A 23,889-nucleotide genomic window follows, 5' to 3' on the forward strand; every position below is an offset into this window, starting at 1 on the left:
ACGCGTCACAGCGAGGTGCTGATTGGAAGGTGTCTGGATTTTTCCGTTGCTCGGCGTGCTGGCCGGCATTCTCGCGGGCCTGCTCGGCATCGGGGGCGGCCTGGTCCTGGTCGCCGCACTCGCGTGGATCCTGCCCCTGCACGGGATTCCGAAAGACGCGGCGATGCATGCCGCGCTCGCGAGCTCACTGGCGAGCATCGTGTTGACTGCATCGTCGTCGGCGTACTCGCATCATCGTCGTGGCAGCGTGCTGTGGCCGACGGTGGCGTGGATGGTGCCCGGCCTGTTGCTGGGTGGTTGGGTCGGCAGTGGCCTGGCGGTCCACCTGGACGACGACGTGCTGCGCTGGATCGTCGCCGGCTACTGCTTCATCGCCGGCGCGCAGATGATGTTCGGCGGCAGCGCGCATCCGGAAGGCCGTGGTGTGGCCGCGCCGCGCGGCCCGGTGATGAGCGCGGCCGGATCCCTGATCGGCGCGGTATCGGCGGTCGTCGGGATCGGCGGCGGCAGCATGACGGTACCGCTGCTGGTCTGGCGTGGCGTGCAGCCCGTGCGGGCCGTGGGCACCTCCAGCGCGTGCGGCGTCGCCATCGGCATCGCCAGCGCGGTGGGGTATGCGGCGCATGCGCCCGCAGGCGCACTGCCGGCGCACGCGGTCGGCTACATCTACCTTCCCGCCGCCATCGGGGTCGCCATCGCGTCCGTACTCGCCGCGCCGTACGGCACGCGCCTTGCGCATCGCATCGGCGGCAAAGCCTTGAAGCGGGTGTTCGCGGTTTTCATGGTGGTGATGGGGATCGCGATCATCGCGAGTGGGTGAGTCGGCGGATCCACGCCAGGGCTGTCCCGCCCCTTCCTCAAACAACCGGGGGTGCAATGGAAGAGGCCGGCGCAACGCCGGCCTTTCCGTGTCGTGGCCACGGCCTCGATCCACACCCGGGCGGGCGGCTCGGCACCGGCTGCGACGATGGGTCGCGGCCTCAGCCGATGCCTGCGGCTTGAAAAATAAGACTCATTCGCATTTAATGACCGCCTGAGCCTTCGGGCCCTTGCGACCCGATGCGTCGGCAAGGGCTCGGGCAGCCACGGCGGTGAGGTTTGGCCCCGTGCTGTTTCCCGGCGCTGCCCTCCCCCTCCCCCAGGCCCCTCCATGCTTCGTCCGATTTCGTCCCATCCCCTGGTTCGCCCTGCACGGCGTTCCGGCCCCGCACCCCGAAGCGCGCGCCTGCCGGCGGCACTCGCGGCCGCGCTGTTGAGCGCATCCGGCGTTGTCATGGGTTCGCCGCAAGCGGCGACGCCGTCCACCGCCAGCAGCAGCGCCACCGACCTGGACGCGGTGCTGGTGGTCGGCCAGCGTGCCAACCGCGTCAGCAACGGCGCGACCAACCTGGATCTGGCCATCAAGGAGACCCCGCAGTCGATCAGCGTGGTCAGCAGCGAACAGATGGCGCAGTTCGGCGCCGACAGCCTCAACGATGCGCTGCGTCTGGCCACCGGCATCCAGGTCGAGGAATGGGAAACCAACCGCACCAACTATCTGGCGCGTGGCTTCGAGATCAAGAGCACGCAGATCGACGGCGTCGGCATGCCCAACGACTGGGGCATCGCCACCGGTGCGATGGACGCATTCGGCTACGAGAAGCTGGAAGTCATCCGTGGCGCGAACGGCCTGCTCACCGGCGTCGGCAATTCGGCCGGCACCCTCAACTATGTGCGCAAGCGTCCGACCAACGAGGCTGAAGGCCAGGTCGGCGTGAAGGTCGGTTCGTGGGGCGAGCGCCGTGTCGAGTTCGACTATTCGATGCCGTTCAACGAGAACGGTACCTGGGCCGGTCGCGTGGTGTTCGCGCGGGAGGAAGGCGACTCCTACCTGCGCGACCTGGAGAACGAGCGCACCTTCGGTTACGCGGTGATCGATGGCCAGGTGGGCGAAAACGGCACGCTGGCGTTCGGCTATTCGTGGCAGCAGGCCGATACCACCGGCAACATGTGGGGCGCGCTGCCGTTCGTGAACACCGATGGCACGCAGCCCTCGTGGGACGTGGGCGCCTCGACCACGGTGGACTGGGCCTACTGGGACACCAACACCCAGACCGCCTTCGTCGAATACACGCACCAGCTGGGCGAAGACTGGCGACTGAAGGCGACCTACAACCGGCGCAAGGGCGAGAACGACGACGAGCTGTTCTTCGCGTACTCCCTTACGGGTCTCGATCCGGTCACCGGCACGGGTCTGCTGGGCTGGGCCTACAAGGGCCAGGACGAGCTGACGTCGGATCTGGCGGACCTGAGCGTCAACGGCCGCTTCCAGCTGTTCGGTCGCGAGCACGAGGCGATGTTCGGCCTCAGTCAGGCGGAGAGCGAGCAGGCATACTGGATCAATCCGGCGCCATCGGATTCGCCGGCGTTCGGCGCGCTTCCCGGGTTCCCGTACGCGGGCGACACCGTACCGGAACCCCTCTGGGGTGCCCGCGAACGGTCGAGCTTCTTCAACCAGCGCCTGCGTCGTGCATTCGGCGCGACCCGCCTGTCGCTGACCGAGGACTTCAAGGCGGTGCTGGGCGTCAACTACGCCGAATACCACCGCGACGGCGCCAACGGTATCGAGCCGTTCGACGAAACCGAGAGCAACACCAGCCCGTACGCCGGCCTGACCTACGACTTCAGCGATGACGTGCTGGGCTACGTCAGCTATTCGGACATCTACCAGCCGCAGGACCAGCGCGACTTCGACGGCTTCTACCTGGCGCCGTCCAAGGGCGTGAACTACGAAGTGGGCGTCAAGGCCGAGTGGTTCGACAAGCGCCTGCTGACCACGCTGGCATACTTCTCTGCCGAGCAGGAAGGACTGGCGACCTTCGCCGGTTACAGCAGCGAGACCCTGATGAACTACTACGTGCCCAAGGACGTGGAGTCGAAGGGCTGGGAGTTCGAGGCCACGGGCAGGCTCGGCGATCGCACCGACCTGGTCTTCGGCTACACCCACCTGAAGATGGACGGTGAAGAGGGCACGCTGACCTACAACTGGGTGCCGCGCCGTACTGCCAACCTGATGCTCAGCACGCGCCTGCCTGCGTACGAGGCGGTGTCGTTCGGCATCGGCGGTCGCTGGCAGAGCGCCATCTCCAACGTGGAAAGCTACAGCGGCCAGACCGTGCGACAGGGCAGCTATACGGTGCTCAATGCATTCGCGGCGTGGGACTTCCTGGAGAACGCCACCGTGCGTGCCAACGTCGGCAACCTGACCGACGAGAAGTACATCAATACGCTGTACCAGATCGGCTACTACGGTGCGCCGCGGCACTGGTCGCTGAGCCTGGAATACCGGTTCTGATGACGTCCCGCCCCGTCCATCCCTGGTAGCCGCCGCCACCATGTCCACGATCCCGCATTCCACCGCTCCCCGTTCGCCACGCCTGCATCTGGCGGCGCGCATCGTGGCAGCCATCTTCGGCGGCTACGGCTTCGCCTGGGGCATCGTCGCCGCCGGCGCCAGCCTGATGTTCGCCGCCGGCATGGACTTCCACGATGCCGAGTTCCTCGCCAGCCTGTTCGGCGTGCTGGCGTTCCTGGCGGTGTTCCTGTGGACCTTCGCGGCGCGCCGGTTGTGGGTGGTGTGGACGGTGCTCGTGGGCGGTGGCGCGTTGCTGGCCGCCGTCGGTTCGTTCGTGCAATCGCGGCTGGTCTGAGGCCGGGGACGTCATCATGATGCAGAGCTTCCGCCAGGCGATGGCTTGGCTGCATACCTGGTTCGGCCTGGTCCTCGGTTTCGTGCTGATGGCCGCGTTCTTCTTCGGCGCGCTGTCGGTGTTCGACCGCGAGATCGACCGCTGGGCGATCCCGTCCACGCGCTTCGAGCCGCAGCCGATGCCGTCGTACGAAAAGATCCTGCGCTCGGCGTTCGAGAGCATGCAGCCGCTGCCGGCCGCCGTGGATGCGATGCGCCCGCGCGTGGACGGCCCGATGCCCGAGCGCTTCGACACCGTGGTCAGCTGGAGTGCGTACACCACCCACCGCGATCCGGTGCTGCAGCTGTTCGCCGGCTACGAGGTGCCGAACGCGAAGGATCCGGAGGAAGCCATCTGGGCCGACGCCACCATCGACCCGCGCGACGGCACGCCGCTGCCGAACGACCGACTGAAGGTCGGCAGCGGGTTCTTCTATCCGATGCACTACGGCCTGACCCTGGACTGGAAGAACCTGGGCATCTGGATCGTCGGCTTCTCCGCCCTGATGATGCTGGTGGCGCTGGTCACCGGCGTGGTCATGCACCGCAAGATCTTCCGCGAGTTCTTCACCTTCCGGCCCGGCAAGGGCGGTCTGCGCAGCGTGCTGGACCTGCACAATCTGACCGGCGTGGTGGCGTTGCCGTTCCACTTCTTCTTCGCCTTCACGGGCCTGCTGATCTTCGCGGCAACGTACTACTTCCCGGTCGGTCACACGCAGCTGCACGACCTGCACGACCTGCATGCGGCGGTGGAAGCGCGCGAGACCGGCCTGCCGCACCTGCGTGCGGGCGTACCCGCCGGGCTCGCCGATGTCGATGCGATGGTGGCGGACGCGCAGCGGCGCTGGCAGGCGCAGGACAAGGCCGGCGATGTCGGCTTCCTGGTGCTGCAGCATGTCGGCGATGCGAACGGCTACGTCAGCGTGTACCGCGCAGGCACCGACCGCATCGCGCTGGTCGGCGATAGCATCCACTACAAGGCGTCCACCGGCGAACTTATCCGCGAGGATCCGCCGCCGAGCGCGGCGGGCCGCGTCGCCGAATTCCTCACCGGCCTGCACCTGCAGCACTTCCGCCACTGGCTGCTGCGCTGGATGTACGTGCTGGGCGGCCTGCTCGGCGCGGTATGCATCGCCACCGGCTTCCTGTTCTTCGTCGAAAAACGCAAGCGGCAGCACGCGAGGCAGGGACAGCAGGGCGCGCGCGTGGTGGATGCGCTGGCGGTGACCACCGTCACCGGCATGGTGCTGGCGGCGCTGGGCATCCTGGTCGCCAACCGCCTGTTGCCCGAAGGGCTGCCCGCACGCGGCGACTGGGAGCGCTACGCCTTCTGGGGCACGTGGTCACTGGCGATGCTGCACGCGGCCTGGCGCAGTGCGCCGGTGGCCCGTGGCCTGCCGAACCCGGCGTGGCGCGAGCAGTGCGGCATGATCGCGCTGCTCGCGCTGGCGGCCATGCTGTTGAACTGGGCCACCACGGGCGACCATCTGGTGCGCACGATTCTCGCGGGCTACTGGCCGGTAGCGGGCGTCGACCTGGCATTGCTGGCGACCGTCGCGATCGCGGCGTTCACCGCGCGCCTGCTGAAGCAGCGTGCGTCGCTGCCTGCAGCGCATCGGGGCATGGAGACGACGCATGCCTGAGCCCGTGACCGCAGCCCTGCTCCTGCTGGCGGCGCTGGTGGCCAGCGCGGCCGGCATGGGATGGCTCGCCCTGTCCATGCCGGTGCATGCGCAGCAGGTCTGGAGCGCGGTGCCTGCCGGGTCGACGCGGCGCGCACTGAAGATCGCCGGCGCGGTCGCCGTGGCCGTGGCGCTGGGGCTCTGCCTGGCGGTCGACCATGCCACCATGGCCAGTCTGGTGTGGGTGATGGGGCTCACCGTCGCCGCCGCGGGCGTGGCGATGACGCTCGCATGGCGGCCGCGCTGGCTGCGCGCGCTGGCGCCCTGGGTGCGGCGTCCCCACGCATAAGGCCGGGGCGCACCCCCAGCAACGGCGGAAGACTCCGCCCGTCCGCTCGCCGTGCTGTCCGCCGCCGCAGGAGTAGGATGGCGACAGGCGGGGGGTACTGATCGAATGGATGCGCCGGTCGACAATGCACGTGCCGTGGCGTGGCCGGCGAGGATGGATCACCGGCGGCGTCGCCGCGCCTTCCATCTTCTGCTCGCGACCGGCTCCATCATGGTGCTGGTGGGACTGGGTTGGGGGGTGTTCTTCGCCTGGCGCGGGGAATGGGCGGTGGCGGCGATGGAGCTGGCGATGGCAGCACTGGGCGCCGGCGTGATCGTCATGGCGCGCCGGCATCGCCCGCGTGCGGCGTCGTGGGTGGCGTTCGTTGGCCTCACAGGCGTGCTGTGCTTCTTCTCCGTGTACCTCGACGTGCCCACCGCGCAGACGCCCAGGACCAGCCACGTGTTCCTGCTGGTACTGGCGTTGTGCGGCCACCATGTGTTCCGCGACGAGAAGCCCTGGCTGCGTTACGGACTGGTGGTGGCGCTGCTGGCGCTGTTCGTCGTCTTCGCGGCTGCGCCCGTGACGACGCCTTCGTCGCTCGCGATCGCCGAGGACGTGCGGCGCGTCGGCATCTGGATCAATCTCGCCACTGCGGTGGCCAGCCTGCTGATCGTGGTGCGCCTGGCCGATTCGGACATCGCCGAGCACCGCGCGCTCCACCGCGCGCTGCGCGATGCACTGTCGCAGCGTCGCTTCGTGCTGCTCTACCAGCCACAGGTGGACGCGGCAGGGCGCATCGTCGGCGCCGAGGCGTTGCTGCGCTGGCACGATCCGCGTCGCGGCCTGATCCGTCCGGCCGACTTCATGCAGGCCGCCGAAGACAGCGGCTTCATCCTGCCGCTCGGGCACTGGGTGCTGCAGGAGGCATGCCGGCAGTTGGCGGTCTGGCAGGCGACCCCTGCCCTGCGCCACGTGCGATTGTCCGTGAACATCAGTGCGTTGCAGTTGCGTCAGCCGGACTTCGTGCAGCATGTGGACGACGTGATGGCGCGCAGCGGCATCGAGGCGGATGCGCTGACGCTGGAACTGACCGAGAGCGTGCTGGTGCACGACATGGAAGACGCAGTGGGAAAGATGCGCGCGCTGCACGCGATGGGCGTGCGCCTGTCGCTCGACGACTTCGGCGCGGGATACGCCTCCCTGTCGTACCTGCGGGACCTGCCGTTCGCCGAAATGAAGATCGACCGCGCCTTCACCCGCGACGTCGTGCGCGACGCCCACGCGGCCACGATCACCCGCAACCTGCTGCAGCTGGGCCGCGACCTGGGCATCGACGTGATCGCCGAAGGCATCGAGCACGACGACCAGTTCGCCCTGCTGGGCGGGCAGGGCTGTGTGCTGTTCCAGGGCTACCTGTTCGGGCGGCCGATGGACGTGGCCGCCTTCACCGAGCGCATCGCATCGTCGTGAGGGGAGGGGATGCGCTCAGCGCAACGCGCTGTCCGGCACGTGGATATCCATCGCCAGCGCCAGGTGGTCCGAGTTGGCGGCAGGCATGGCGCGTGCGTTGTCGCCGCGCAGGCCTTCGCTGAGCAGGATATGGTCGATCGCGCGCAGCGGGCGCCAGCTGGGGAACGTGGGAACGCAGAACGCCGGCGGACGCAGGCGCGTGCGCTTGTAGAGCAGCTCCATCTCCGGCGTGTCGGGAACGCAGTTGAAGTCGCCCATCAGCACGGCGTGCGGGTGGTCCGACAGCAGCTCGCCGATGAAGGCCAGCTGCGACCTGCGCGAATTGGCGCCCAGCGACAGGTGCGCCACCGCCACGGTCAGGCCTTCGTCGCCGTCGCCGAAACGCGCCATCAGCACGCCGCGGCCGCCGATGCGGCCGGGGAGGCTGTGGTCGGTCACTTCCACCGGCTCCAGCTTGCTGAGCAGGCCGTTCGCGCTGCCGGCCACGCGCGCGACGTTGCGGTTGGGCTGGTGCGTCCAGAAGTCGAAACCGGCGCGCTCGGCGAGGTAATGCGTCTGGTTGGTGAAGCCCGAGCGCAGGCTGCCCGGGTCGGCTTCCTGCAGGCCGACGATGTCGTGTTCGCCGGCCAGCTGGGCGATGGCATCCAGGCTGCCGCGCTTGTTGCCCGCCGGCAGCGCATGCGACCAGCTGCGGGTGACGTAGTCGCTGTAGCGGCGCGTGCTGGAACCTGCCTGGATGTTGGCGCTCAGCACGCGCAGCCGCCGCGTGGAAGAGGAGTCGGTCATGGAAGTGGGGGCTTCCGCGCCACTCAGCGCCGCGCGCGCTCCATCGCGACCAGGTGATCGGCGATGCGCAGCACGTCGGCGTAGGTCTGGCCGCCGGTGATGCGGTACTTGCCGTTGACGATGATGGTCGGCGTGCCTTCCACGCCGCTGTTCTTGGCGAACTGCATGCCGCGGCCGATCTGGGCATTGGTCCCGAAGCTGTTCATCAGCGACACGAACTCCTTCGCGTCGACGCCGTACTGGGCGTACCACTGCGCGATCTGGGCCGGATCCGCCGGCGGCTTGCCTTCGCCCGGCAGCGTGCGCTGCAGGTGGATGGCGCTGAACACCGCATCGTGGGTCTTGTCGACCAGGCCCTTCGCCTGGGCTGCGTAGAACGCCTTGCCATAGGGAGCCCAGACCGGGCCGAACACCACCGGCACGTAGGTCACGCGCACGTCGGCCGGCTGCTTCTTCTTCCATGCCGACACTTCCGGCGCAAAGCGCGCGCAGGCCGGGCAGACGTAGCCGAAGACCTCGACCACCTCGACCTGGCCGTTGAGCGGGGCGTAGGGCTGGCCGTTCGGGATCTCGACGTAATCCTTGCCTGCGACCGGCGCCGGGCCCTGCGGCGGAACGATCGGGTTGGCACTGGCGGCAGTCGCGGTAGCGGTGCCGTCGGCGGGGGTGGTGGTCGCATCGGCCGGCGTCGCCGGTGCTTCGGCGGCGGGCGCCGTCACCGTCGCATCGGTCGCGGCGGCGGTTGCCTCGGGCGTCGGTGTCGTATCAGTGGAGGGCTTCGGACCACAAGCCGCCAGCACGGGCAGCAGCAGGGACAGCATCAGGGCGTGGCGGGATTTCATCGCGCGAACTCCAGGGGATCACAGGAAAGAAGGTGCCGGCCGGGCCGGGGACATCGCATTCTGCATGGCGCCCGCAGCGGTCGCCATGACGGAATCATCACTTGCGCGCGCGCTCGCGGGCCACCAGGCGGTCGGCGATCTTCAGCATGTCGCTGTAAGTGCGCCCGCCGGTCACGCGGTACCTGCCGTTGACGATGAGCGTCGGCGTGCCCTCCACGCCGGCGCCGGCCACCCAGTCGCGGGCCTTGGCCAACTGCGCGTCGACGGCCGGTCCTCGCAGGGCGGCGACGAACTTCGCGCGATCGACGCCCTGGCTGGCATAGAAGTTGGCGATCTCGTCGACGGAGGCATTCTGGATCGGCAGCGCGCCGGTCTTGTGCAGGGCGTCGAACACCGCCTGATGGGTCCGCGGCTGCACGCCCAGTTGCTGGGCGGCGAAGAAGGCGCGGGCGTAGGGAATCCAGTAGCCACCGAAGGCGGCTGGAACGGGGGTCAGCTGCACATCGCGCGGCAGGGTCTTCTTCCACGCCACCAGCGTGGGTTCCAGATGGGCGCAATGGATGCAGGTGTAGCCGAAGACTTCGGCCACCTCGATCTTGCCCTTCACCGGCGCGAACGGCTGGCCCTCGGCGATCACCTCGTAGTCCTGGCCTTCGACCAGCGGCGCGGGGGCCGCGGGGGCGGCGCGCGTGGTGACCGGCAACAGGGCCAGCAGGGTGATCAGCACGGGCAGCAGGCGCGACGCCATCGGACTCTTCCTCTAGGGGCGGCGCCCGGTCGACGGGTCCGCGAAAAAAGAAACGCCGGCCATGGTGGGGCCGGCGCGATGAACAGGAGCTTGAACCGGCAGCCGCGCGGAGCGGCGTGCGGCCGTGTCGTTACTTGCCGCCGGCTTTCGCGGCCGCCATGTCGTCGGCGCGGGCATGTAGGCCCTGCAGGTAGCTGGCGAGCGCCTGGATTTCCTGCTCGGTCAACGGGCCGGCGACCTGCGCCATGATGTTGAAGTGGGCGGCGTCCTTCAGCGTGGTCGTGCCGGCCTTGTATTCGGTCAGGCGACGCACGGTGTAGTCCTGCATCTGGCCGCCGATGTGCGGATAGGCCGGGCCCGGGTTGCCGGCGCCGGTCGGGCCATGGCACGCCATGCAGGCCGGCACGCCGCGCTTGGCGTCACCGCTGCGGTACAGCTGCTGGCCCACCTCATAGAACTTCATGCCCTTGTAGGCGCCGTCGGCGACGACGCTGTCGTCGGCCAGGCCGGCGCCCGACTTCTGGGTGGCGAAGTACGCGCCCACGTCGCGCATGTCCTGCGCACTCAGGGCCTGGGCGAACGGGGCCATCACCGCCGCCATGCCCGTGTTGCGCTCGCCCGAGGCGAACAGCGCCAGTTGCTGGGCGACGTAGCGCTCGCTCTGGCCCGCGATGCGCGGGTACTGCGGATCGCTGGGGTTGCCGTCGACGCCGTGGCAGGCGGCGCAGGCGGCGGCCTTGGTCTGGCCGGCCTTGGCATCGCCCCAGGTGGTCTTGGCGAGATTGACCTCCAGCGGGGCGGTCTCGACCGGCGCATTGTCGGGCACGGGAACGACCGTGGTCTGTGCAAAAGCGACTGCGCCCACGGCCAACACGGCCAGTCCGGCAAGTCCCATAACGCGAGCGTGGCGCATGCTGAAGCTCCGAAACCCTTGACTGAGGCGGCGCCCGAAGAGGCCGCGAAACCCCCGAATTATCGTCGCGGCGGCTGCTCGCGGTCAATTCAAACGGTATCCCGCCCGCCACCGTGCGATCCTATCGCCATGTCGAACCCCCTGAATTCCGCCACTTACCTGCTCTCCGCCCATACCCCGCGCCAGTTGCCGGAGGATGGCGGCTTCGAAGTGGCCTTCGCCGGCCGTTCCAATGCCGGCAAGTCCAGCGCCCTCAACGCACTGGTCAACCACAACCGGTTGGCCCGCGTGTCCAAGACGCCCGGCCGCACCCAGCAGCTGGTGTTCTTCCAGGTCCAGCCGGACCGCTATCTGGTCGACTTGCCCGGGTACGGGTATGCGAAGGTGCCGCAGGACCTGCAGGCGCACTGGCAGGCCTTCATCGATCGCTACTTCCGCACCCGCGACGCGCTGAAAGGCCTGGTGGTGGTGATGGACATCCGCCATCCGCTGAAGGAGTACGACCGGCAGATGCTGGGCTACGCCGTGCAGCGCGGCCTGCCGGCGCATGCGTTGCTGACCAAGGCGGACAAGCTCGGTCGCGGCCAGCAGGGCAATGCCCTGCAGGCGGTGAAGAAGGAGCTGTTCTCCGCCTTCGGCGATACGGTCAGCGTGCAGACGTTTTCCGCCGAGTCGAAGCAGGGCGTGGACGAGGCCCGCATGATCGTGGGCAACTGGCTGGAGCTGTCCTGAGCCCTGAGCCGGGACTCAGACGCTGACGTGGAAGAGGCGGCCCACGGCCGCGGCAGCCGCCATCGCCATCGCGCCCCAGAAGCCGACCCGCCACGCGCCGCGAAGAACCGGGGCACCGCCGACCCTGGCGGCCAATCCGCCTGACACCAGCAAGCCCGCCAGGGTCGCCACGGTAGTGACCAGCGCGACCCTGTCCGGTGGCGCCAGCAGCGTCGTGGCGATCGGCAGCAGGGCACCGACCGTGAAGGCAGCGGCCGACGCCAGCGCTGCCTGCACCGGACGTGCACGCAGCGCCTCGGTGATGCCGAGTTCGTCGCGCATGTGCGACGCCAGCGCGTCATGCGCGGTCAGCTGCTGGGCGACCTGCCGCGCCAGCACCGGATCCAGACCCCGCTTGACGTAGATCTGCGCCAGCTCCGCCAGTTCGCCGTCCGGCATCTCGCGCAGCTCGCGGGTTTCGACGGCGAGCGCGGCGGCTTCTGCGTCGGCCTGCGACTGCACCGAAACATATTCGCCGGCCGCCATCGACATGGCACCCGCGACCAGGCCGGCCACGCCGGTCACGAGGATGGTCGACGCGCTGGCCCCGCTGGCGGCGACACCGACCACCAGGCCGGCGACCGAGACGATGCCGTCATTGGCGCCCAGCACGGCCGCGCGCAGCCAGCCGACACGGTCGGTGCGATGGCGTTCGCGATGGCGCGGTGCGGTGTCGCGGGCGGGGTGCGTCATGCGCGCAGCGTACGCCCGGCAAGGTCGGGCGTCGATCCGCCCCATCGCGTCCATGGATGGGATGCTGCGGCGTTGTCGTGGCGATGCTGGCGTGCGGGCGGCCACGTTATAGTGCCGGCCCTGCCACGCTGGCACGCCGGCGTCGCGTCCCCCTTGCGAGTCCCGCCCTTGTCCAGTCCCAGCCACGTCGCCGACACGCTGATCACCGACCGCACCCAGTTGGTGGAATACATCGCCTCGGGCGAGAAGCCCGCGCAGGACTGGCGCATCGGCACCGAGCACGAGAAGTTCGGCTTCCGCCTGGACGACCTGCGGCCGCCGACCTTCGATGGCGACCGCGGCATCGAAGCATTGCTGAAAGGCCTGACCCGCTTCGGCTGGGAAGCCATCGAAGAGAAGGGTCGCGTGATCGCACTGTCGAAGGATGGCGCCTCGGTCACGCTGGAGCCGGCGGGACAGCTGGAACTCTCGGGCGCGGCGCTGGAGACCCTCCATGAAACCTGCGTCGAAGTCGGCACGCACCTGAAGGAAGTGAAGCAGGTCGCCGACGAACTGCAGCTCGGCTTCCTCGGCATGGGCTTCCAGCCCAAGTGGCGCCGCGACGAGATGCCGTGGATGCCGAAGGGCCGCTACCAGATCATGAAGTCGTACATGCCCAAGGTCGGCCAGCTCGGCCTGGACATGATGACGCGCACCTGCACGGTGCAGGTCAACCTGGACTATGCCAGCGAAGCGGACATGGTGAAGAAGTTCCGCGTGTCGCTGGCGCTGCAGCCGGTGGCCACGGCGCTGTTCGCCGACTCGCCGTTCACCGAGGGCAAGCCGAACGGCTACCAGAGCTACCGCTCGCACATCTGGACCGACACCGATGGCGACCGCACCGGCATGCTGGACTTCGTCTTCGAGGACGGTTTCGGTTACGAGCGCTACGTCGACTACCTGCTCGACGTGCCGATGTATTTCTCCTACCGCGACGGCATCTACCACGATGCCAGCGGCAAGTCGTTCCGTAGGTTCCTGCGTGGAGAGCTGGATGTGCTGCCGGGTGCGCTGCCCACGCTGCGCGACTGGTCGGACCACATGACCACCGCCTTCCCGGAAGTGCGGATGAAGAAGTTCCTGGAGATGCGCGGCGCGGACAGCGGTCCCTGGAATCGCATCTGTGCACTGCCCGCGTTCTGGGTGGGCCTGTTGTACGACGATGCCGCACTCGATGCGGCCTGGGACCTGGTCAAGGATTTCTCGCTGGCCGAGCGCCACGCGTTGCGCGACGGCGTGCCGAAGCACGCGTTGAAGCTGCCCTTCCGCGACGGCACCGTCCGCGACCTGGCCCGCGAGGCCGTGAAGATCGCCATCGGCGGCCTGCGGCGTCGCGCGCGCCTCAACGGCAAGGGCGTGGACGAAGCCGGCTTCCTCGACGCACTGGTCGAGATCGTCGAAGCCAACGAGACCCCGGCCGAGCGCAAGCTCGCCCTCTTCCACGGCGAGTGGAACGGCGACATCGACCGCGTGTTCCGCGACTTCGCGTACTAGGCGGGATCCCGGGCGCAGCCTGTCCCGGGTCGACGTTGTTTTGCGTTGCTCACCCTTGAAGTGGACGTATCCGGCGCATGCCGGATCCGGTCACGCAGGGGGCCGCGGCAGGGTGCCGGGGCGCACATCCGCGAGCGATGCATGGATCAGGTACCGGTCACCCAGTTGCTGAAGCGCGCGCGCGAGGGTGACGTGCGGGCGGCCGATGCGGTGTTTGCCAGCCTCTACGACGAGCTCAAGCGTGCCGCCCACCTCCAGCTGCGCCGGCACCACGACAACCTCGACACCACGGTGCTGGTGCACGAAACCTATCTGAAGATGGCGACGGGCGAACGCCTGGCGGCCAACGATCGCGCGCACCTGCTGGCGATGTCGGCGCGCGCGATGCGGCAGGTGCTGGTGGACCACGCGCGCATCGCGCATGCCCAGAAGCGCGGCGGCGGCGTGGAAGCGCTGACGTTGACCGCGCGGCTGGGCGGCGGCGAACGGGCGGTGGTCGAAGTGCTGGCGCTGGACGAGCTGCTGGATGCCCTGCAGCAGGCCGATGCGCGCGCGGCGCAGATCGTGGAGCTGCGTTATTTCGGTGGCTACGAAGAAGCCGAGATTGCGCAGATGCTCGGCGTCAGCGAGCGTACCGTGCGGCGCGACTGGCGCGCGGCGCGCGCGTTCCTGCTCGCGGAGCTGGGCAAGTGAGCGAGGGCGGGCCCGAACGTCGCCGGCAGGCGCTGGCGCTGTTCCGCGAGGCGGTGGAGATCGCGCCGGCCCAGCGCGACGCATGGCTCGCGGGCGCCTGCGGCGGCGACGCCGCGCTGCGGGCCGATGTGGATGCACTGCTGGCCGCGGACGCGAGCGGCACGGAACCGTTCGCCGGCGATGCGCTGGCCTGGGGCCGTGCGTTCCGCGACGAGCACGGCGACGTGGCACGCGATGCGCTGGTCGGCCGCAGCATCGGTCCCTGGCGCCTCACCGGCATCCTCGGCCATGGCGGCATGGGCGCCGTCTACCGCGTCGACCGCGACGACGGCGCCTACGCGCAGCATGCCGCGCTGAAGCTGATCCGCGCCGGCACCGACTCGCAGGCGGCGCGCGAACGCTTCCTGCGCGAGCGGCAGATCCTCGCCCGGCTGCGCCATCCGAACATCGCCACGCTGCTCGACGGCGGCATCAGCGGCGAAGGCGACCCGTGGTTCGTGATGGAACTCGTCGACGGCGAGCCGATCGACCGCTGGTGCGACACGCGGCAGCTGGGCCTGCGCCAGCGCATCGTGCTGTTCCTGCAGGTGGTCGATGCGGTCCGCCATGCGCATCGGAACCTGGTCGTCCATCGCGATCTGAAGCCCTCCAACCTGCTGGTGGATGCCGACGGACGGGTGAAGCTGCTCGACTTCGGCATCGCCAAGGAACTCGCCGATACGCGCGCAGTGACGGTCGACCGCGCGCTGACCTTCGAGTACGCCTCGCCCGAGCAACTGCTCGACGCACCCATCACCACCGCCACCGACCTGTGGCAACTGGGCGTGGTGCTGCACCGCCTGCTGGCGGGCGCGCATCCGTTCGGGGTGACGCGCGAAACGCCGGTGGCGCACCAGCTGCAGCAGCTGGATCGCGATCCGGAGCCACTGACGCGGGCGGCGTCGCACGCCAGCAGCGAGCAGGCCGCGCAGCGCGGAGGCCACACCCCGGCATCGCTCGCACGCGCGCTGCGGGGAAGCCTGGCGCAGATCGTGCAGGCCTGCCTGCGCCGTGATCCGGAAGCGCGCTATGCCTCGGCGGACGTATTGGCGAACGATCTGCGCGCCTGGCTCGACGACCGGCCGATCAGCGCGGTACCCTTGTCGCGGGTCGACCGCGCGTGGCTGTGGCTGCGACGCAACCGCGCCCTGGCGGCGGCGTCGGGCATCGTCGCGGTGGCGTTGCTGGCCGGTACGGGCGTCGCCGTGTGGCAGGCCCGCGAAGCACGCGCGCAGGCGCGTATCGCCGAGCATGAGGCTGCGAACGCACGGGCCACGCTGGCGTTCCTCTCCGATACGCTGGCGGCCGCCTCGCCCGAGCAGGCCGGCAGCAGGGAAGTCAGCGTGCGCCAACTCCTCGACCAGGCGCGGGCCAAGCTCGAACAGCGCACCCTGGATCCCCAGGTCAGGCAACCGGTCCAGCGGATGCTCGGCCGTTTGTACCTGGCGATCGGGGAGCAGCAGGCCGCCGTCGACGTGTTTGCGGCGGGGCTCGAGGGCGTCGAGCCGCAGCAGCAGGACGAAGCGCTCGCGCTGGCCGATGACCTGGTGGCCTATTCGGATGCACTGGCCGATCTGGAGCACAACGCCGAGGCGTTCGCGGCGGCCGAGCAGGCCGTGGCGTTGCGAAGGCGTTTCGCGCCCGACGATCCCGAGCAGCAACTGCGCGCGATGGCGCATCTCACGCTGGGCCATGTCGAGAAGTTCGGCCTGGACGCCTGCCGGAAGCGGGCCGAGGCGTCGCTCGCGTTCGCCAAGCAGATGCACGATCCGCCGGTCGACATCGTGCTCGATATCTACTCCGACATCAGCACCGCCGCCAACTTCCAGAACGATCGGCGCCGCCTGCTTTCGGTCAGCCGCGAGGGACTGGCGTATGCCGACACGCATGGCATCGCCGCCCATTCACCGGTGCGGCAGTCCCTGACCCGCGGCCTGGTCGCCGGGCTGGTGCTGGAGGGCCGGTCCGGGGAAGCGGAACAGGTGATCCGCAAGGCGATCGCCGACGGCGAGAAGACCGGCGGGTACGGCGGTGCCAGCGAAACCGTGCTCTACCAGACGCTCGCGGAAACCCTGATCGGTCAAGGACGCTACCGCGAGGCGCTGCTTGCGCTGGACAGGAGTTACGCCCTGTCCAGCCAGGCCGGCGAGGGGCCGCGCAACCTGGCCATGGCGCTCACCAACATCGCCACGCTCAACCTCATGTACGGCGACTACGCGACTGCCCTGGCACGCTCCACGCAGGGCATGGCACGACTGCTGGAGGCGGAGGTTCCACCTGACGATACGTTCCGCCGCAGCGCGGAGCGCACGCACGCGCGCGTGCTGATCGCCAACGACCGGTTCGATGACGCGGCCCGCCAGCTCGACAGCCTGCTGGAACGCGCGCGACGCCTGGATGGCGAGGACTCCGAGGAGTACGCGCTGGTGCTTGGCGACCAGCTCGGCCTGTATCGCCGGATCGGCGATGTGGCGCGCGGGGTCCCGCTGCTGGCCGACCTGCGCCTCCGCATGACACGGCGTGGCGTGCCCCAGACGCACGAACAGTTCGGTCACTTCTTCGGTTACGAGGCAGCCTTCGACCGCATGCGCGGCGACGCGGGACGGGCGGAGCAGCACCAGCGCGAAGCGTTCCGCCGGCTCGCGTCCAGCGCAAGCGCCGTCGACGCGGCGATCGCGCGCGCCGCCCTGGCCGGCGACGTCGCGGTGCGCGGCGACAGGGCGCAGGCGAAGGAGCTCCTGGCCATCGCCCTGCCGGTATTGCGCGCTGCGTTGCTGCCGGGCGAGCGCAATCTCGCCGCGGCGGAACGGCTGGCCACCATGCTGTGAACCCGCGAGCGCGCTACTGCTCGCAGGGCGCGATCGGCGTCAGCGTGTAGCGCTCCGTCCCGCTGTTGCAGCGCGTGCCCATCGGCGTCTTCACGCACCCGTTGCCTGACCCGGTCAGCGTGCCTCCGCGCTCGTCGGCCGAGACGGAATACGTGCCATTGCCGTAGACGCCGACGCCGCCCATGTTGCCCTGATAGCGGTAGGTCCCGCCCTCCTCGCTGCTCGGCGTGAAGGTCACCACATTGCCGCCTCCGCTGATCGTGAACGGCTCGCCGAGGTTGCAGACGGTGCCGGTCCCGTAGAACGCATCCAGCCCGCCTGCCGCGGTGTAAGCCTGCGGGCGCTTGGTGTCGAAGGCCAGCGTCGCGCGTCCCACGCCGCGCTTGCTGCGCGCTTCGAACGTGATGCTGGCCTCTTCGTTCTTCTTGTCCGGCCCCGCATAGGCGTACTTCGCATCCGCCGGCACCTTGCCGCCCGCGGGCTGCAGGCTCGCGCCGCCGCTGAGCGTCGCGGTCACCGTGCCGCCGGCGGGCGCGCCATCGGACTTCGCGCGCGGAATGGCCTCCAGATCGAACGCGGTGCTCGGGCGGATGCCCTTGCGCTTGCCGGGATTGCTGGTGACCTTGAGCTCCACGCAGCGGCCGCTTTCCCACGGCCCTCCGCCCTGGCCGACACCGCGCAGCATCATCTCGGCGACCATCTGCAGGTAGACGAAGGACTGCTCGGCCAGCTGCGCCGCGTGCTTCACTTCATCCATGCGGAAGATGCTGAAACCGCTATGGTCGCCGAAATCCTCGTAGCCGCTGCCGGGCGTACGTCCGTAGCCCATCCTGACGTCGAAGGACTGCGGCTTGCCGCCGACCGTGCCGCCTGCGGACATGGTCATGCTCGCCGTCGATCCGGCATTGTCCTGGATCAGGTGCGCGTCGTTGTCGAGGAACCGTTCTAGCTTGAATTCACTGCGCACACGTCCGCCCGCACCGGCCTGGCCGACGACGTTCATCTGCGAATCCACGTTCAGCGTCACCGTCAGCTTGCCTTCCGCATCCGGGCAGGCGTCGATGTGGACCTTGATCTTCATCTTGCCCGACAGCCCGTCGGTGGCCTTGCCGTCGAATTCCAGCGTCTGGTCCAGCGAACCGTCGGCACCGAAGTGCAGCTCCGCACCGCCCTTGCCGTCCTTGTCGGCGCCCAGCTTCACCGGTCCGGCCTTGACCAGGTCGGCCAGTTGTTCGTCCGACATGGTCTGCACCGCGCCATTGACCATGCCGCCGGCGATCAGGCCGCCGAAGGCGCCCACCGCGAGGCCGGTGAAGCCGGCATCCAGGCCGCTGCCATCGAAGGCCGCCGGGATCATCCGCGGCACATCGGCCTGCGTGCCGCGCAGGGCGCGCTCGTTCTGCTCGCCCCATGCCCTGAGCGCCGCCACCGCGTTCGCTTCGCCACCCAGCGCATCGACCATGCCGGTGGCTTCCATCACCCGGTAGTGCACCAGGTAGTCGAACAGCGCCATCTTTCGAAGCGTGGCGTCGGGCTCCGAGGCGCGGAATGCATCCCTCTGCGCGCGCGTCGGCATCAATTTCGCACGATTGTCGGCGACGCCTGCGTCGCCGGATTCCGCGTCCGGGCGCGAGCAGGCGGCGATCATGCAGGCCGTGAGCGTGAGGCAGGCGAGGAGGCGCGTCTTCATGGACATATCCCGGCAGGGGTCAACGGTCGGCGGTCGTGGCGAGCAGCGTGCGGGTGTCGGCTGATCGGAGCTTCAGCAGGGCAGCCCAGTCCTGCCGGTTGAGGCTGCAGTGCGCGGGGACATCCGGGCTGCAGGCGGCATCGCCAGCCGCACGTGCCGGCAGGTCGGCGAAACGGCCCTGTGCATCCAGGCGCAGCATCCGCAGCGCGACGGTCTGCTGCACGTTGCCGCCGACCAGCCACGCCATGCCGTCCTGCGCGGACACGACGATGTCGCAGTGCATCGGCAGGCTGTCGCCGGCATCGAGGCTGTCGATCAGTCCCGCATAACCCAGCGCACGCGACCGACCCCGCACGTAGCAGAGCAGGTCACCGGGTGCCGGTGCCGCCTCGTCCGGGGCGACCAGCCGATAGGGCGCCGTCGGCGATGCGTGGCGCGCGGCGCGCACGTAGTCGACATGGCGCGACGAGGTGCCGAAGCCCGGTACGCGCGCCTGCCGCATTACCCAGGACACGAACGCCGCCGACCATGGCATGTCGACCACGAAGCTGCGGCACGCCGCGCCCGCGCCACCGCAACCGCTGCCGAGCCCGCTGCCGTTCCAGTACGCCGCCACCTTGCGCCAGGCCGGCGCACCGTCGGCCAGCACGTCGTTCTCCGCTTCGTAGACCGCCTGCCCACCGACCCGGCCTTCCGCATCGATGAAGGGGCGGAACCACGCGTGGTTCTCCTGGCAGGCGATGGCCGCGATGCGCGTGGCCACGTCGGTCGACGCCGTCCGGGTGCGCAGTTGTGGACAGGGATCGGTGGCACGGGCAGGGGGTGCGTACCAGAGGGTGGCAAGGGCGAACAACAGCAGCAGTGCGGGCTTCATCGGGTGTCATCCATGGCGGAGGGAGGCAGGCGCACGGCCTGCCGCTGGCGTGATCAGAAGTTGCGCAGCAGGCCGCGCAGCAGCTTCTTCGCGCCGCCCTCTTCCTTCTTTTCGGGGTCCTGCTTGCCGTCGCCGTCGTCATCGCCGGTCGGCATGCCGCCCATCTCGCTGAAGTCCATGCCCAGCATCGCCACCGTGGTCGCCTTGGTGCGCACGCGGACGTTCCATTCGGGATCCCATGGCTGTTTCGGGTCCGCAGGCTTGGGGGGCCACGTGATGTTGGTCTCGGGACCGTAGGCGATCATGTTCAGCGAGGCGAAGCCGCCCGGTTGTCCGCCCTTGCCGCTGGCCTTGAAGATGCCCTGCGGCACCGCGCAGCTGGTCGCGCCTGGTGCCAGCAGTACTTTCTGCTTCAACCATTTGTCGATGTACGAACCGGTCAGGTAGTTCACCAGTTCGTGGCCGGCGCCGGGTACCTCTGCGCTGCTCCACACGGTGAAGTTGCGTTCGTCCTGCATGGCGATCGCGTTGAGGAAATAAGCCCTGGCGCGATCCACAGGCTGCCAGCTCAGGGCGATGCTGTCCGTCAGTTCGCCACGCGTCTGCAGCGCGATCTTCGGCATGAAGTCAGCGTTCTGTCCCAGCTCGAACTGCAGCGAGGCCGGCACGCCCTCACCGCTGATGCGGTGCGGGCCGACCAGCGACGAGCGTTCGCCGACGCGTCGGTTGTTCTTCAGGTTGGGCCACAGCGCGTAGCCGGGAGTGACGTCGACGTCGCGATCGGGAACGAACAGGCCGGGTGCCAGCGCGCCGTCCTGCTGGAACTGGCCGTTCTTTACCTTCAGCGTCATCACCTTCGGCTGGCCCGGGCGCACCGTCGCGCCGCACCCCCAGTACTGGCGGATGGTCACTTCGATGTCATGCATCTCGGGATTCTTCGGGTCTTCGACGTCCTTGCCGGGCGGGGGCGGCAGCAGCGACAGCGACTTGCCCACGCCCAGTCCCGCCGGCACCGCCTGCTCGGCAGGCACGCCGGGCTTGAGGCGGTTGTACAGCGCGATGTCGAGCACGTGGCCCTGGGTGGCCGGGATGTTCCGCGACTGCGGATAGGCCTGCGGACCCTTCTCGCCCCCCATCATGCGGCCGGCCAGTCCGCCCAGTGCGCCGAGATCGGGCATGCCCGCCATGGAGTGGGTGGCGACATCGATCCAGACCTGCGTTTCAGGGCCGGCGGGCGGTGCGCTGCTGGCAGGCAGGGCGATGGCCAGTACCGTGGCGAGGGCGAGTGTCAGCGGGGGGCGGCGCATGGGGCGGCTCCTGGAGTGGGCGATGGGGAGGTATGCGAAGGAAGGCCTCCCCAGCGGACACGCGCCGGCCGGACCGGATCGGCCGGCTCGCCACCTTGGCCCGACGGACGGCCCGGCTTATACTCCCCCCCACTATAGGCTGCCATCGCCATGCCGCATTCGCCCGCCGACAAGAAGAAAGCGCTCACGCGCGTCAAGCGCATCCGCGGCCAGCTGGATGCGCTGGAGCGCGCGCTGGAGGAGGGTGCCGACTGCGCGCCGGTCCTGCAGCAGCTCGCGGCGGTGCGCGGTGCGGTCAACGGACTGATGTCCGAAATCCTGGAAAGCCACCTGCGCGAGGAATTCGCGCATCCCGCGTCGACGCCCGAACAGCGCGGGGCCGGCATCGATGCCGCCGTCGCGCTGGTGCGGTCCTATCTGAAGTAGGAGCGGGACATGCCCGCGATGCTCCTCGGCCAAGGTCGGGAAACGCATCGCGGGCATGGCCCGCTCCTGTAAAAAATCCCCCCTCTCGCAGGAGACTGACCATGAAATCCCGTGCCGCCGTCGCCTTCGCCGCAGGCGAACCGCTGAAGATCGTCGAGATCGACGTCGCCCCGCCGCAGAAGGGCGAAGTGCTGGTGAAGATCACCCACACCGGCGTCTGCCACACCGATGCGTTCACGCTGTCGGGCGAGGATCCGGAGGGACTGTTTCCCGTCGTGCTGGGCCATGAAGGTGCCGGCATCGTGGTCGAGGTCGGCGAAGGCGTCACCAGCGTCAAGCCGGGCGACCACGTCATCCCGCTCTACACCGCCGAGTGCGGCGAGTGCCTGTTCTGCAAGAGCGGCAAGACCAACCTGTGCACGTCGGTGCGCGCGACGCAGGGCAAGGGCGTGATGCCGGACGGCACCTCGCGTTTTTCCTATGAAGGCCAGCCGCTGTACCACTACATGGGCTGCTCGACCTTCAGCGAGTACACGGTCGTCGCCGAGGTTTCGCTGGCCAAGATCAATCCCGACGCGAACCCGGAGCACGTCTGCCTGCTCGGCTGTGGCGTCACCACCGGCATCGGCGCCGTGCACAACACGGCCAAGGTGCAGGAAGGCGATTCGGTGGCCGTGTTCGGCCTGGGCGGCATCGGCCTCGCCGTGATCCAGGGCGCGCGCCAGGCCAAGGCCGGCCGCATCATCGCCATCGACACCAATCCGTCGAAGTTCGAGATGGCAAAACAGTTCGGTGCCACCGACTGCGTCAATCCGAAGGATTCCGACAAGCCGATCCAGCAGGTCATCGTCGAGATGACCGGATGGGGCGTGGATCATTCCTTCGAGTGCATCGGCAACGTGAACGTCATGCGCGCAGCGCTGGAATGCGCGCACCGTGGCTGGGGCCAGAGCGTCATCATCGGCGTGGCCGGCGCGGGGCAGGAGATCAGTACGCGTCCGTTCCAGCTGGTGACGGGACGGAAATGGATGGGCACCGCGTTCGGCGGCGTGAAGGGTCGCTCGCAGCTGCCGGGCATGGTCGAGGACGCGATGAAGGGCGATATCGAACTCGCGCCGTTCGTGACCCACACCATGCCGCTGGACGGGATCAACGAGGCCTTCGACCTGATGCATGAGGGCAAGTCCATCCGCAGCGTGGTGCACTACTGAGATGACGATGTCCTTGCAGAAGACGACCCTGGACGCCATGCCGGACGCGACGATGGACGACTCCTTCGATCATGATGCGCGCGATGCGATCGCGCGCCTCGGCGAGCACGACCTGCAGAACATCGACCGGGCGATCCTTTCGTCGCTGGGTCGGGACTGGAAGAAAGCGGGGTTCATCACCGCAGGCGTCATGATCGCGGCTCCGGACGAGTACGAGGATCTGCCGGAGATGTTCTACGCATCCAGGATCCGCGCACTCGCCGAGGCATCGCGCATCGAGACGAAAGGCGATGCGCTTGCATTGAAGACCTTCGAGATCCGTCTCGCACCCGCAAAGGACGTGGCCTGACATGACGATCCAGCGCATTGAGCACCGCGCCTGCTTTGGCGGCTGGCAGGACGTCTACGAACACGCATCCCGCACCCTCGGTTGCACGATGCGCTTCGCCGTCTACCTGCCCCCGCAGGCGGGAACGCAGAAGCTGCCGGTGCTGTACTGGCTGTCCGGCCTGACCTGCACCGAGCAGAACTTCATCACCAAGGCCGGTGCGCAGCGCTACGCCGCCGAGCACGGCGTGATCCTGGTCGCGCCGGATACCAGTCCACGGGGCGACGACGTCGCCGATGCCGACGGCTATGACCTCGGCAAGGGCGCTGGCTTCTACGTCAATGCCACGCAGGCCCCGTGGGCAGCGCACTACCGCATGTACGACTACGTGGTCCACGAGGTGCCAGCGCTCATCGAAGCGAATTTCCCGGCCACCGATGCGCGCGCGATCAGCGGACACTCGATGGGCGGGCACGGTGCGTTGACCGTCGCACTGAAGAATCCCGGCCGCTACCGCAGCGTGTCCGCATTCTCGCCGATCGTCGCGCCGTCGCAGGTACCGTGGGGCGAAAAGGCGTTCGGCGCCTATCTCGGCAGCGACCGCGATGCGTGGAAGCACTACGATGCCGTCGCACTGATCCGCGATGCCTCCGAACGCTTGCCGCTGCTGGTCGACCAAGGCGATGCGGACGAATTCCTGAATGTCCAGTTGAAGCCCGAGCTGCTGCAGGCCGCCGCCGACGCCGCAGGCCATCCGCTGACGCTGCGCCTGCAACCCGGCTACGACCACAGCTATTACTTCATCGCCAGCTTCATCGGCGAGCACATCGCCTACCACGCAAAGGCGCTCGACGCGTAGGGCGGACTCAAGCCCGCCGTCGAGGCCATTGGCGCGCCCGTGATGGCGACGGTGAGCCAAGGCCCACCCTACAATGCGTAGCACGACCGCAATGATCCGACACTGCGCCCACGTGCGCGCGGCGCACGCTACGTCATCGGTGAGCAGAGCGCGCGCCACCCGAAACGCCTCGTGCGCGTAGGCGGGCTCAAGCCCGCC

22 protein-coding genes are annotated in these 23,889 nt (G+C 68.8%); 14 read left to right on the top strand and 8 right to left on the bottom strand.

What is annotated here, in order from left to right; translation table 11 throughout:
* The first annotated feature begins 22 nt into the window (after positions 1 to 22).
* The 6 genes from CYU89_RS12365 to CYU89_RS12390 all read left to right on the top strand — a co-directional run bounded on the left by CYU89_RS12365 (position 23) and on the right by CYU89_RS12390 (position 7,150).
* On the top strand, positions 23 to 820 hold the full coding sequence (locus CYU89_RS12365) for a sulfite exporter TauE/SafE family protein (protein WP_296281377.1): 798 nt from the start codon (positions 23 to 25) through the stop codon (positions 818 to 820).
* A gap of 453 nt (positions 821 to 1,273) precedes the next feature.
* Positions 1,274 to 3,334: a TonB-dependent siderophore receptor gene (locus CYU89_RS12370; protein ID WP_296281378.1), complete on the top strand. Its 2,061-nt coding sequence runs from the start codon at positions 1,274 to 1,276 to the stop codon at positions 3,332 to 3,334.
* Between the two features lie 40 nt (positions 3,335 to 3,374).
* Positions 3,375 to 3,689 carry an iron uptake protein gene (locus CYU89_RS12375; RefSeq protein WP_296281379.1) on the top strand — a complete coding sequence of 105 codons (315 nt, stop codon included), beginning with the start codon at positions 3,375 to 3,377 and terminating at the stop codon, positions 3,687 to 3,689.
* A 16-nt stretch (positions 3,690 to 3,705) separates the two neighbouring features.
* Positions 3,706 to 5,370 (top strand): PepSY-associated TM helix domain-containing protein, encoded by a 1,665-nt coding sequence (locus CYU89_RS12380; RefSeq protein ID WP_296281380.1) that lies wholly within the window; start codon positions 3,706 to 3,708, stop codon positions 5,368 to 5,370.
* Positions 5,363 to 5,698: a DUF3325 domain-containing protein gene (locus tag CYU89_RS12385; protein ID WP_296281381.1), complete on the top strand. Its 336-nt coding sequence runs from the start codon at positions 5,363 to 5,365 to the stop codon at positions 5,696 to 5,698. The genes CYU89_RS12380 and CYU89_RS12385 overlap by 8 nt, the downstream gene beginning before the upstream one ends.
* Before the next feature lie 105 nt (positions 5,699 to 5,803).
* Positions 5,804 to 7,150 carry an EAL domain-containing protein gene (locus CYU89_RS12390; RefSeq protein ID WP_296281382.1) on the top strand — a complete coding sequence of 449 codons (1,347 nt, stop codon included), beginning with the start codon at positions 5,804 to 5,806 and terminating at the stop codon, positions 7,148 to 7,150.
* Between the two features lie 15 nt (positions 7,151 to 7,165).
* Here CYU89_RS12390 and CYU89_RS12395 read toward each other — a convergent pair whose 3' ends face one another.
* From CYU89_RS12395 to CYU89_RS12410, 4 genes are all read right to left on the bottom strand, one after another.
* Complete coding sequence (locus tag CYU89_RS12395) at positions 7,166 to 7,936, bottom strand: endonuclease/exonuclease/phosphatase family protein (protein WP_296281383.1); 771 nt, start codon at positions 7,934 to 7,936, stop codon at positions 7,166 to 7,168.
* A 23-nt stretch (positions 7,937 to 7,959) separates the two neighbouring features.
* On the bottom strand, positions 7,960 to 8,778 hold the full coding sequence (locus tag CYU89_RS12400) for a thiol:disulfide interchange protein DsbA/DsbL (protein ID WP_296281384.1): 819 nt from the start codon (positions 8,776 to 8,778) through the stop codon (positions 7,960 to 7,962).
* Between the two features lie 97 nt (positions 8,779 to 8,875).
* Complete coding sequence (locus tag CYU89_RS12405) at positions 8,876 to 9,526, bottom strand: thiol:disulfide interchange protein DsbA/DsbL (protein WP_296281385.1); 651 nt, start codon at positions 9,524 to 9,526, stop codon at positions 8,876 to 8,878.
* Positions 9,527 to 9,656: 130 nt separating this feature from the next.
* A complete protein-coding gene (locus CYU89_RS12410; RefSeq protein ID WP_296281386.1) occupies positions 9,657 to 10,439 on the bottom strand; it encodes a c-type cytochrome in 783 nt (260 codons plus the stop codon).
* A gap of 129 nt (positions 10,440 to 10,568) precedes the next feature.
* Between CYU89_RS12410 and yihA the strand changes: the two genes are divergently transcribed.
* On the top strand, positions 10,569 to 11,171 hold the full coding sequence (gene yihA, locus CYU89_RS12415; protein ID WP_296281387.1) for a ribosome biogenesis GTP-binding protein YihA/YsxC: 603 nt from the start codon (positions 10,569 to 10,571) through the stop codon (positions 11,169 to 11,171).
* 15 nt (positions 11,172 to 11,186) lie between these two features.
* Here yihA and CYU89_RS12420 read toward each other — a convergent pair whose 3' ends face one another.
* Positions 11,187 to 11,903 (bottom strand): VIT family protein, encoded by a 717-nt coding sequence (locus CYU89_RS12420; protein ID WP_296281388.1) that lies wholly within the window; start codon positions 11,901 to 11,903, stop codon positions 11,187 to 11,189.
* A gap of 153 nt (positions 11,904 to 12,056) precedes the next feature.
* Between CYU89_RS12420 and CYU89_RS12425 the strand changes: the two genes are divergently transcribed.
* The 3 genes from CYU89_RS12425 to CYU89_RS12435 all read left to right on the top strand — a co-directional run bounded on the left by CYU89_RS12425 (position 12,057) and on the right by CYU89_RS12435 (position 16,996).
* A complete protein-coding gene (locus tag CYU89_RS12425) occupies positions 12,057 to 13,436 on the top strand; it encodes a glutamate--cysteine ligase (RefSeq protein ID WP_343125258.1) in 1,380 nt (459 codons plus the stop codon).
* A gap of 141 nt (positions 13,437 to 13,577) precedes the next feature.
* A complete protein-coding gene (locus CYU89_RS12430) occupies positions 13,578 to 14,129 on the top strand; it encodes an ECF-type sigma factor (RefSeq protein ID WP_296281390.1) in 552 nt (183 codons plus the stop codon).
* Complete coding sequence (locus CYU89_RS12435; RefSeq protein ID WP_296281391.1) at positions 14,126 to 16,996, top strand: serine/threonine-protein kinase; 2,871 nt, start codon at positions 14,126 to 14,128, stop codon at positions 16,994 to 16,996. The genes CYU89_RS12430 and CYU89_RS12435 overlap by 4 nt, the downstream gene beginning before the upstream one ends.
* A 13-nt stretch (positions 16,997 to 17,009) precedes the next feature.
* On the opposite strand, the gene CYU89_RS12440 is transcribed toward CYU89_RS12435, so the two are convergent.
* Genes CYU89_RS12440 through CYU89_RS12450 form a run of 3 tightly spaced genes read right to left on the bottom strand, consistent with a single transcriptional unit; the run spans position 17,010 to position 20,867 of the window.
* A complete protein-coding gene (locus CYU89_RS12440; protein WP_296281392.1) occupies positions 17,010 to 18,686 on the bottom strand; it encodes a hypothetical protein in 1,677 nt (558 codons plus the stop codon).
* A 19-nt stretch (positions 18,687 to 18,705) separates the two neighbouring features.
* Positions 18,706 to 19,560, bottom strand: coding sequence for a DUF2272 domain-containing protein (locus CYU89_RS12445; RefSeq protein ID WP_296281393.1), 855 nt, complete (start codon positions 19,558 to 19,560; stop codon positions 18,706 to 18,708).
* A gap of 53 nt (positions 19,561 to 19,613) precedes the next feature.
* The gene (locus CYU89_RS12450) at positions 19,614 to 20,867 is read right to left on the bottom strand and encodes a hypothetical protein (RefSeq protein WP_296281394.1); all 1,254 of its coding nucleotides are present in this window, start codon (positions 20,865 to 20,867) and stop codon (positions 19,614 to 19,616) included.
* Positions 20,868 to 21,017: 150 nt separating this feature from the next.
* Between CYU89_RS12450 and frmR the strand changes: the two genes are divergently transcribed.
* From frmR to fghA, 4 genes are all read left to right on the top strand, one after another.
* Positions 21,018 to 21,293, top strand: coding sequence for a formaldehyde-responsive transcriptional repressor FrmR (gene frmR, locus CYU89_RS12455; protein WP_296281395.1), 276 nt, complete (start codon positions 21,018 to 21,020; stop codon positions 21,291 to 21,293).
* Between the two features lie 101 nt (positions 21,294 to 21,394).
* Complete coding sequence (locus CYU89_RS12460) at positions 21,395 to 22,504, top strand: S-(hydroxymethyl)glutathione dehydrogenase/class III alcohol dehydrogenase (protein WP_296281396.1); 1,110 nt, start codon at positions 21,395 to 21,397, stop codon at positions 22,502 to 22,504.
* A gap of 7 nt (positions 22,505 to 22,511) precedes the next feature.
* Positions 22,512 to 22,853: a DUF3658 domain-containing protein gene (locus tag CYU89_RS12465; protein WP_296281397.1), complete on the top strand. Its 342-nt coding sequence runs from the start codon at positions 22,512 to 22,514 to the stop codon at positions 22,851 to 22,853.
* 7 nt (positions 22,854 to 22,860) lie between these two features.
* Positions 22,861 to 23,691, top strand: coding sequence for an S-formylglutathione hydrolase (fghA, locus tag CYU89_RS12470; protein ID WP_296281419.1), 831 nt, complete (start codon positions 22,861 to 22,863; stop codon positions 23,689 to 23,691).
* The last annotated feature ends 198 nt before the right edge of the window (positions 23,692 to 23,889 follow it).

The organism is Pseudoxanthomonas sp. (assembly GCF_002863005.1).
Lineage (GTDB): Bacteria > Pseudomonadota > Gammaproteobacteria > Xanthomonadales > Xanthomonadaceae > Pseudoxanthomonas_A.

Coding starts and splice junctions, on each gene's coding strand:
- CYU89_RS12420 (WP_296281388.1), bottom strand. CDS start 11,903: ATGACGCACCCCGCCCGCGACACCGCACCGCGCCATCGCGAACGCCAT.
- CYU89_RS12445 (WP_296281393.1), bottom strand. CDS start 19,560: ATGAAGCCCGCACTGCTGCTGTTGTTCGCCCTTGCCACCCTCTGGTAC.
- CYU89_RS12370 (WP_296281378.1), top strand. CDS start 1,274: ATGGGTTCGCCGCAAGCGGCGACGCCGTCCACCGCCAGCAGCAGCGCC.
- CYU89_RS12390 (WP_296281382.1), top strand. CDS start 5,804: ATGGATGCGCCGGTCGACAATGCACGTGCCGTGGCGTGGCCGGCGAGG.
- CYU89_RS12460 (WP_296281396.1), top strand. CDS start 21,395: ATGAAATCCCGTGCCGCCGTCGCCTTCGCCGCAGGCGAACCGCTGAAG.
- CYU89_RS12375 (WP_296281379.1), top strand. CDS start 3,375: ATGTCCACGATCCCGCATTCCACCGCTCCCCGTTCGCCACGCCTGCAT.
- CYU89_RS12405 (WP_296281385.1), bottom strand. CDS start 9,526: ATGGCGTCGCGCCTGCTGCCCGTGCTGATCACCCTGCTGGCCCTGTTG.
- yihA (WP_296281387.1), top strand. CDS start 10,569: ATGTCGAACCCCCTGAATTCCGCCACTTACCTGCTCTCCGCCCATACC.
- CYU89_RS12430 (WP_296281390.1), top strand. CDS start 13,578: ATGGATCAGGTACCGGTCACCCAGTTGCTGAAGCGCGCGCGCGAGGGT.
- CYU89_RS12400 (WP_296281384.1), bottom strand. CDS start 8,778: ATGAAATCCCGCCACGCCCTGATGCTGTCCCTGCTGCTGCCCGTGCTG.
- CYU89_RS12385 (WP_296281381.1), top strand. CDS start 5,363: ATGCCTGAGCCCGTGACCGCAGCCCTGCTCCTGCTGGCGGCGCTGGTG.
- CYU89_RS12465 (WP_296281397.1), top strand. CDS start 22,512: ATGTCCTTGCAGAAGACGACCCTGGACGCCATGCCGGACGCGACGATG.
- CYU89_RS12395 (WP_296281383.1), bottom strand. CDS start 7,936: ATGACCGACTCCTCTTCCACGCGGCGGCTGCGCGTGCTGAGCGCCAAC.
- frmR (WP_296281395.1), top strand. CDS start 21,018: ATGCCGCATTCGCCCGCCGACAAGAAGAAAGCGCTCACGCGCGTCAAG.
- CYU89_RS12450 (WP_296281394.1), bottom strand. CDS start 20,867: ATGCGCCGCCCCCCGCTGACACTCGCCCTCGCCACGGTACTGGCCATC.
- CYU89_RS12440 (WP_296281392.1), bottom strand. CDS start 18,686: ATGAAGACGCGCCTCCTCGCCTGCCTCACGCTCACGGCCTGCATGATC.
- CYU89_RS12410 (WP_296281386.1), bottom strand. CDS start 10,439: ATGCGCCACGCTCGCGTTATGGGACTTGCCGGACTGGCCGTGTTGGCC.
- CYU89_RS12380 (WP_296281380.1), top strand. CDS start 3,706: ATGATGCAGAGCTTCCGCCAGGCGATGGCTTGGCTGCATACCTGGTTC.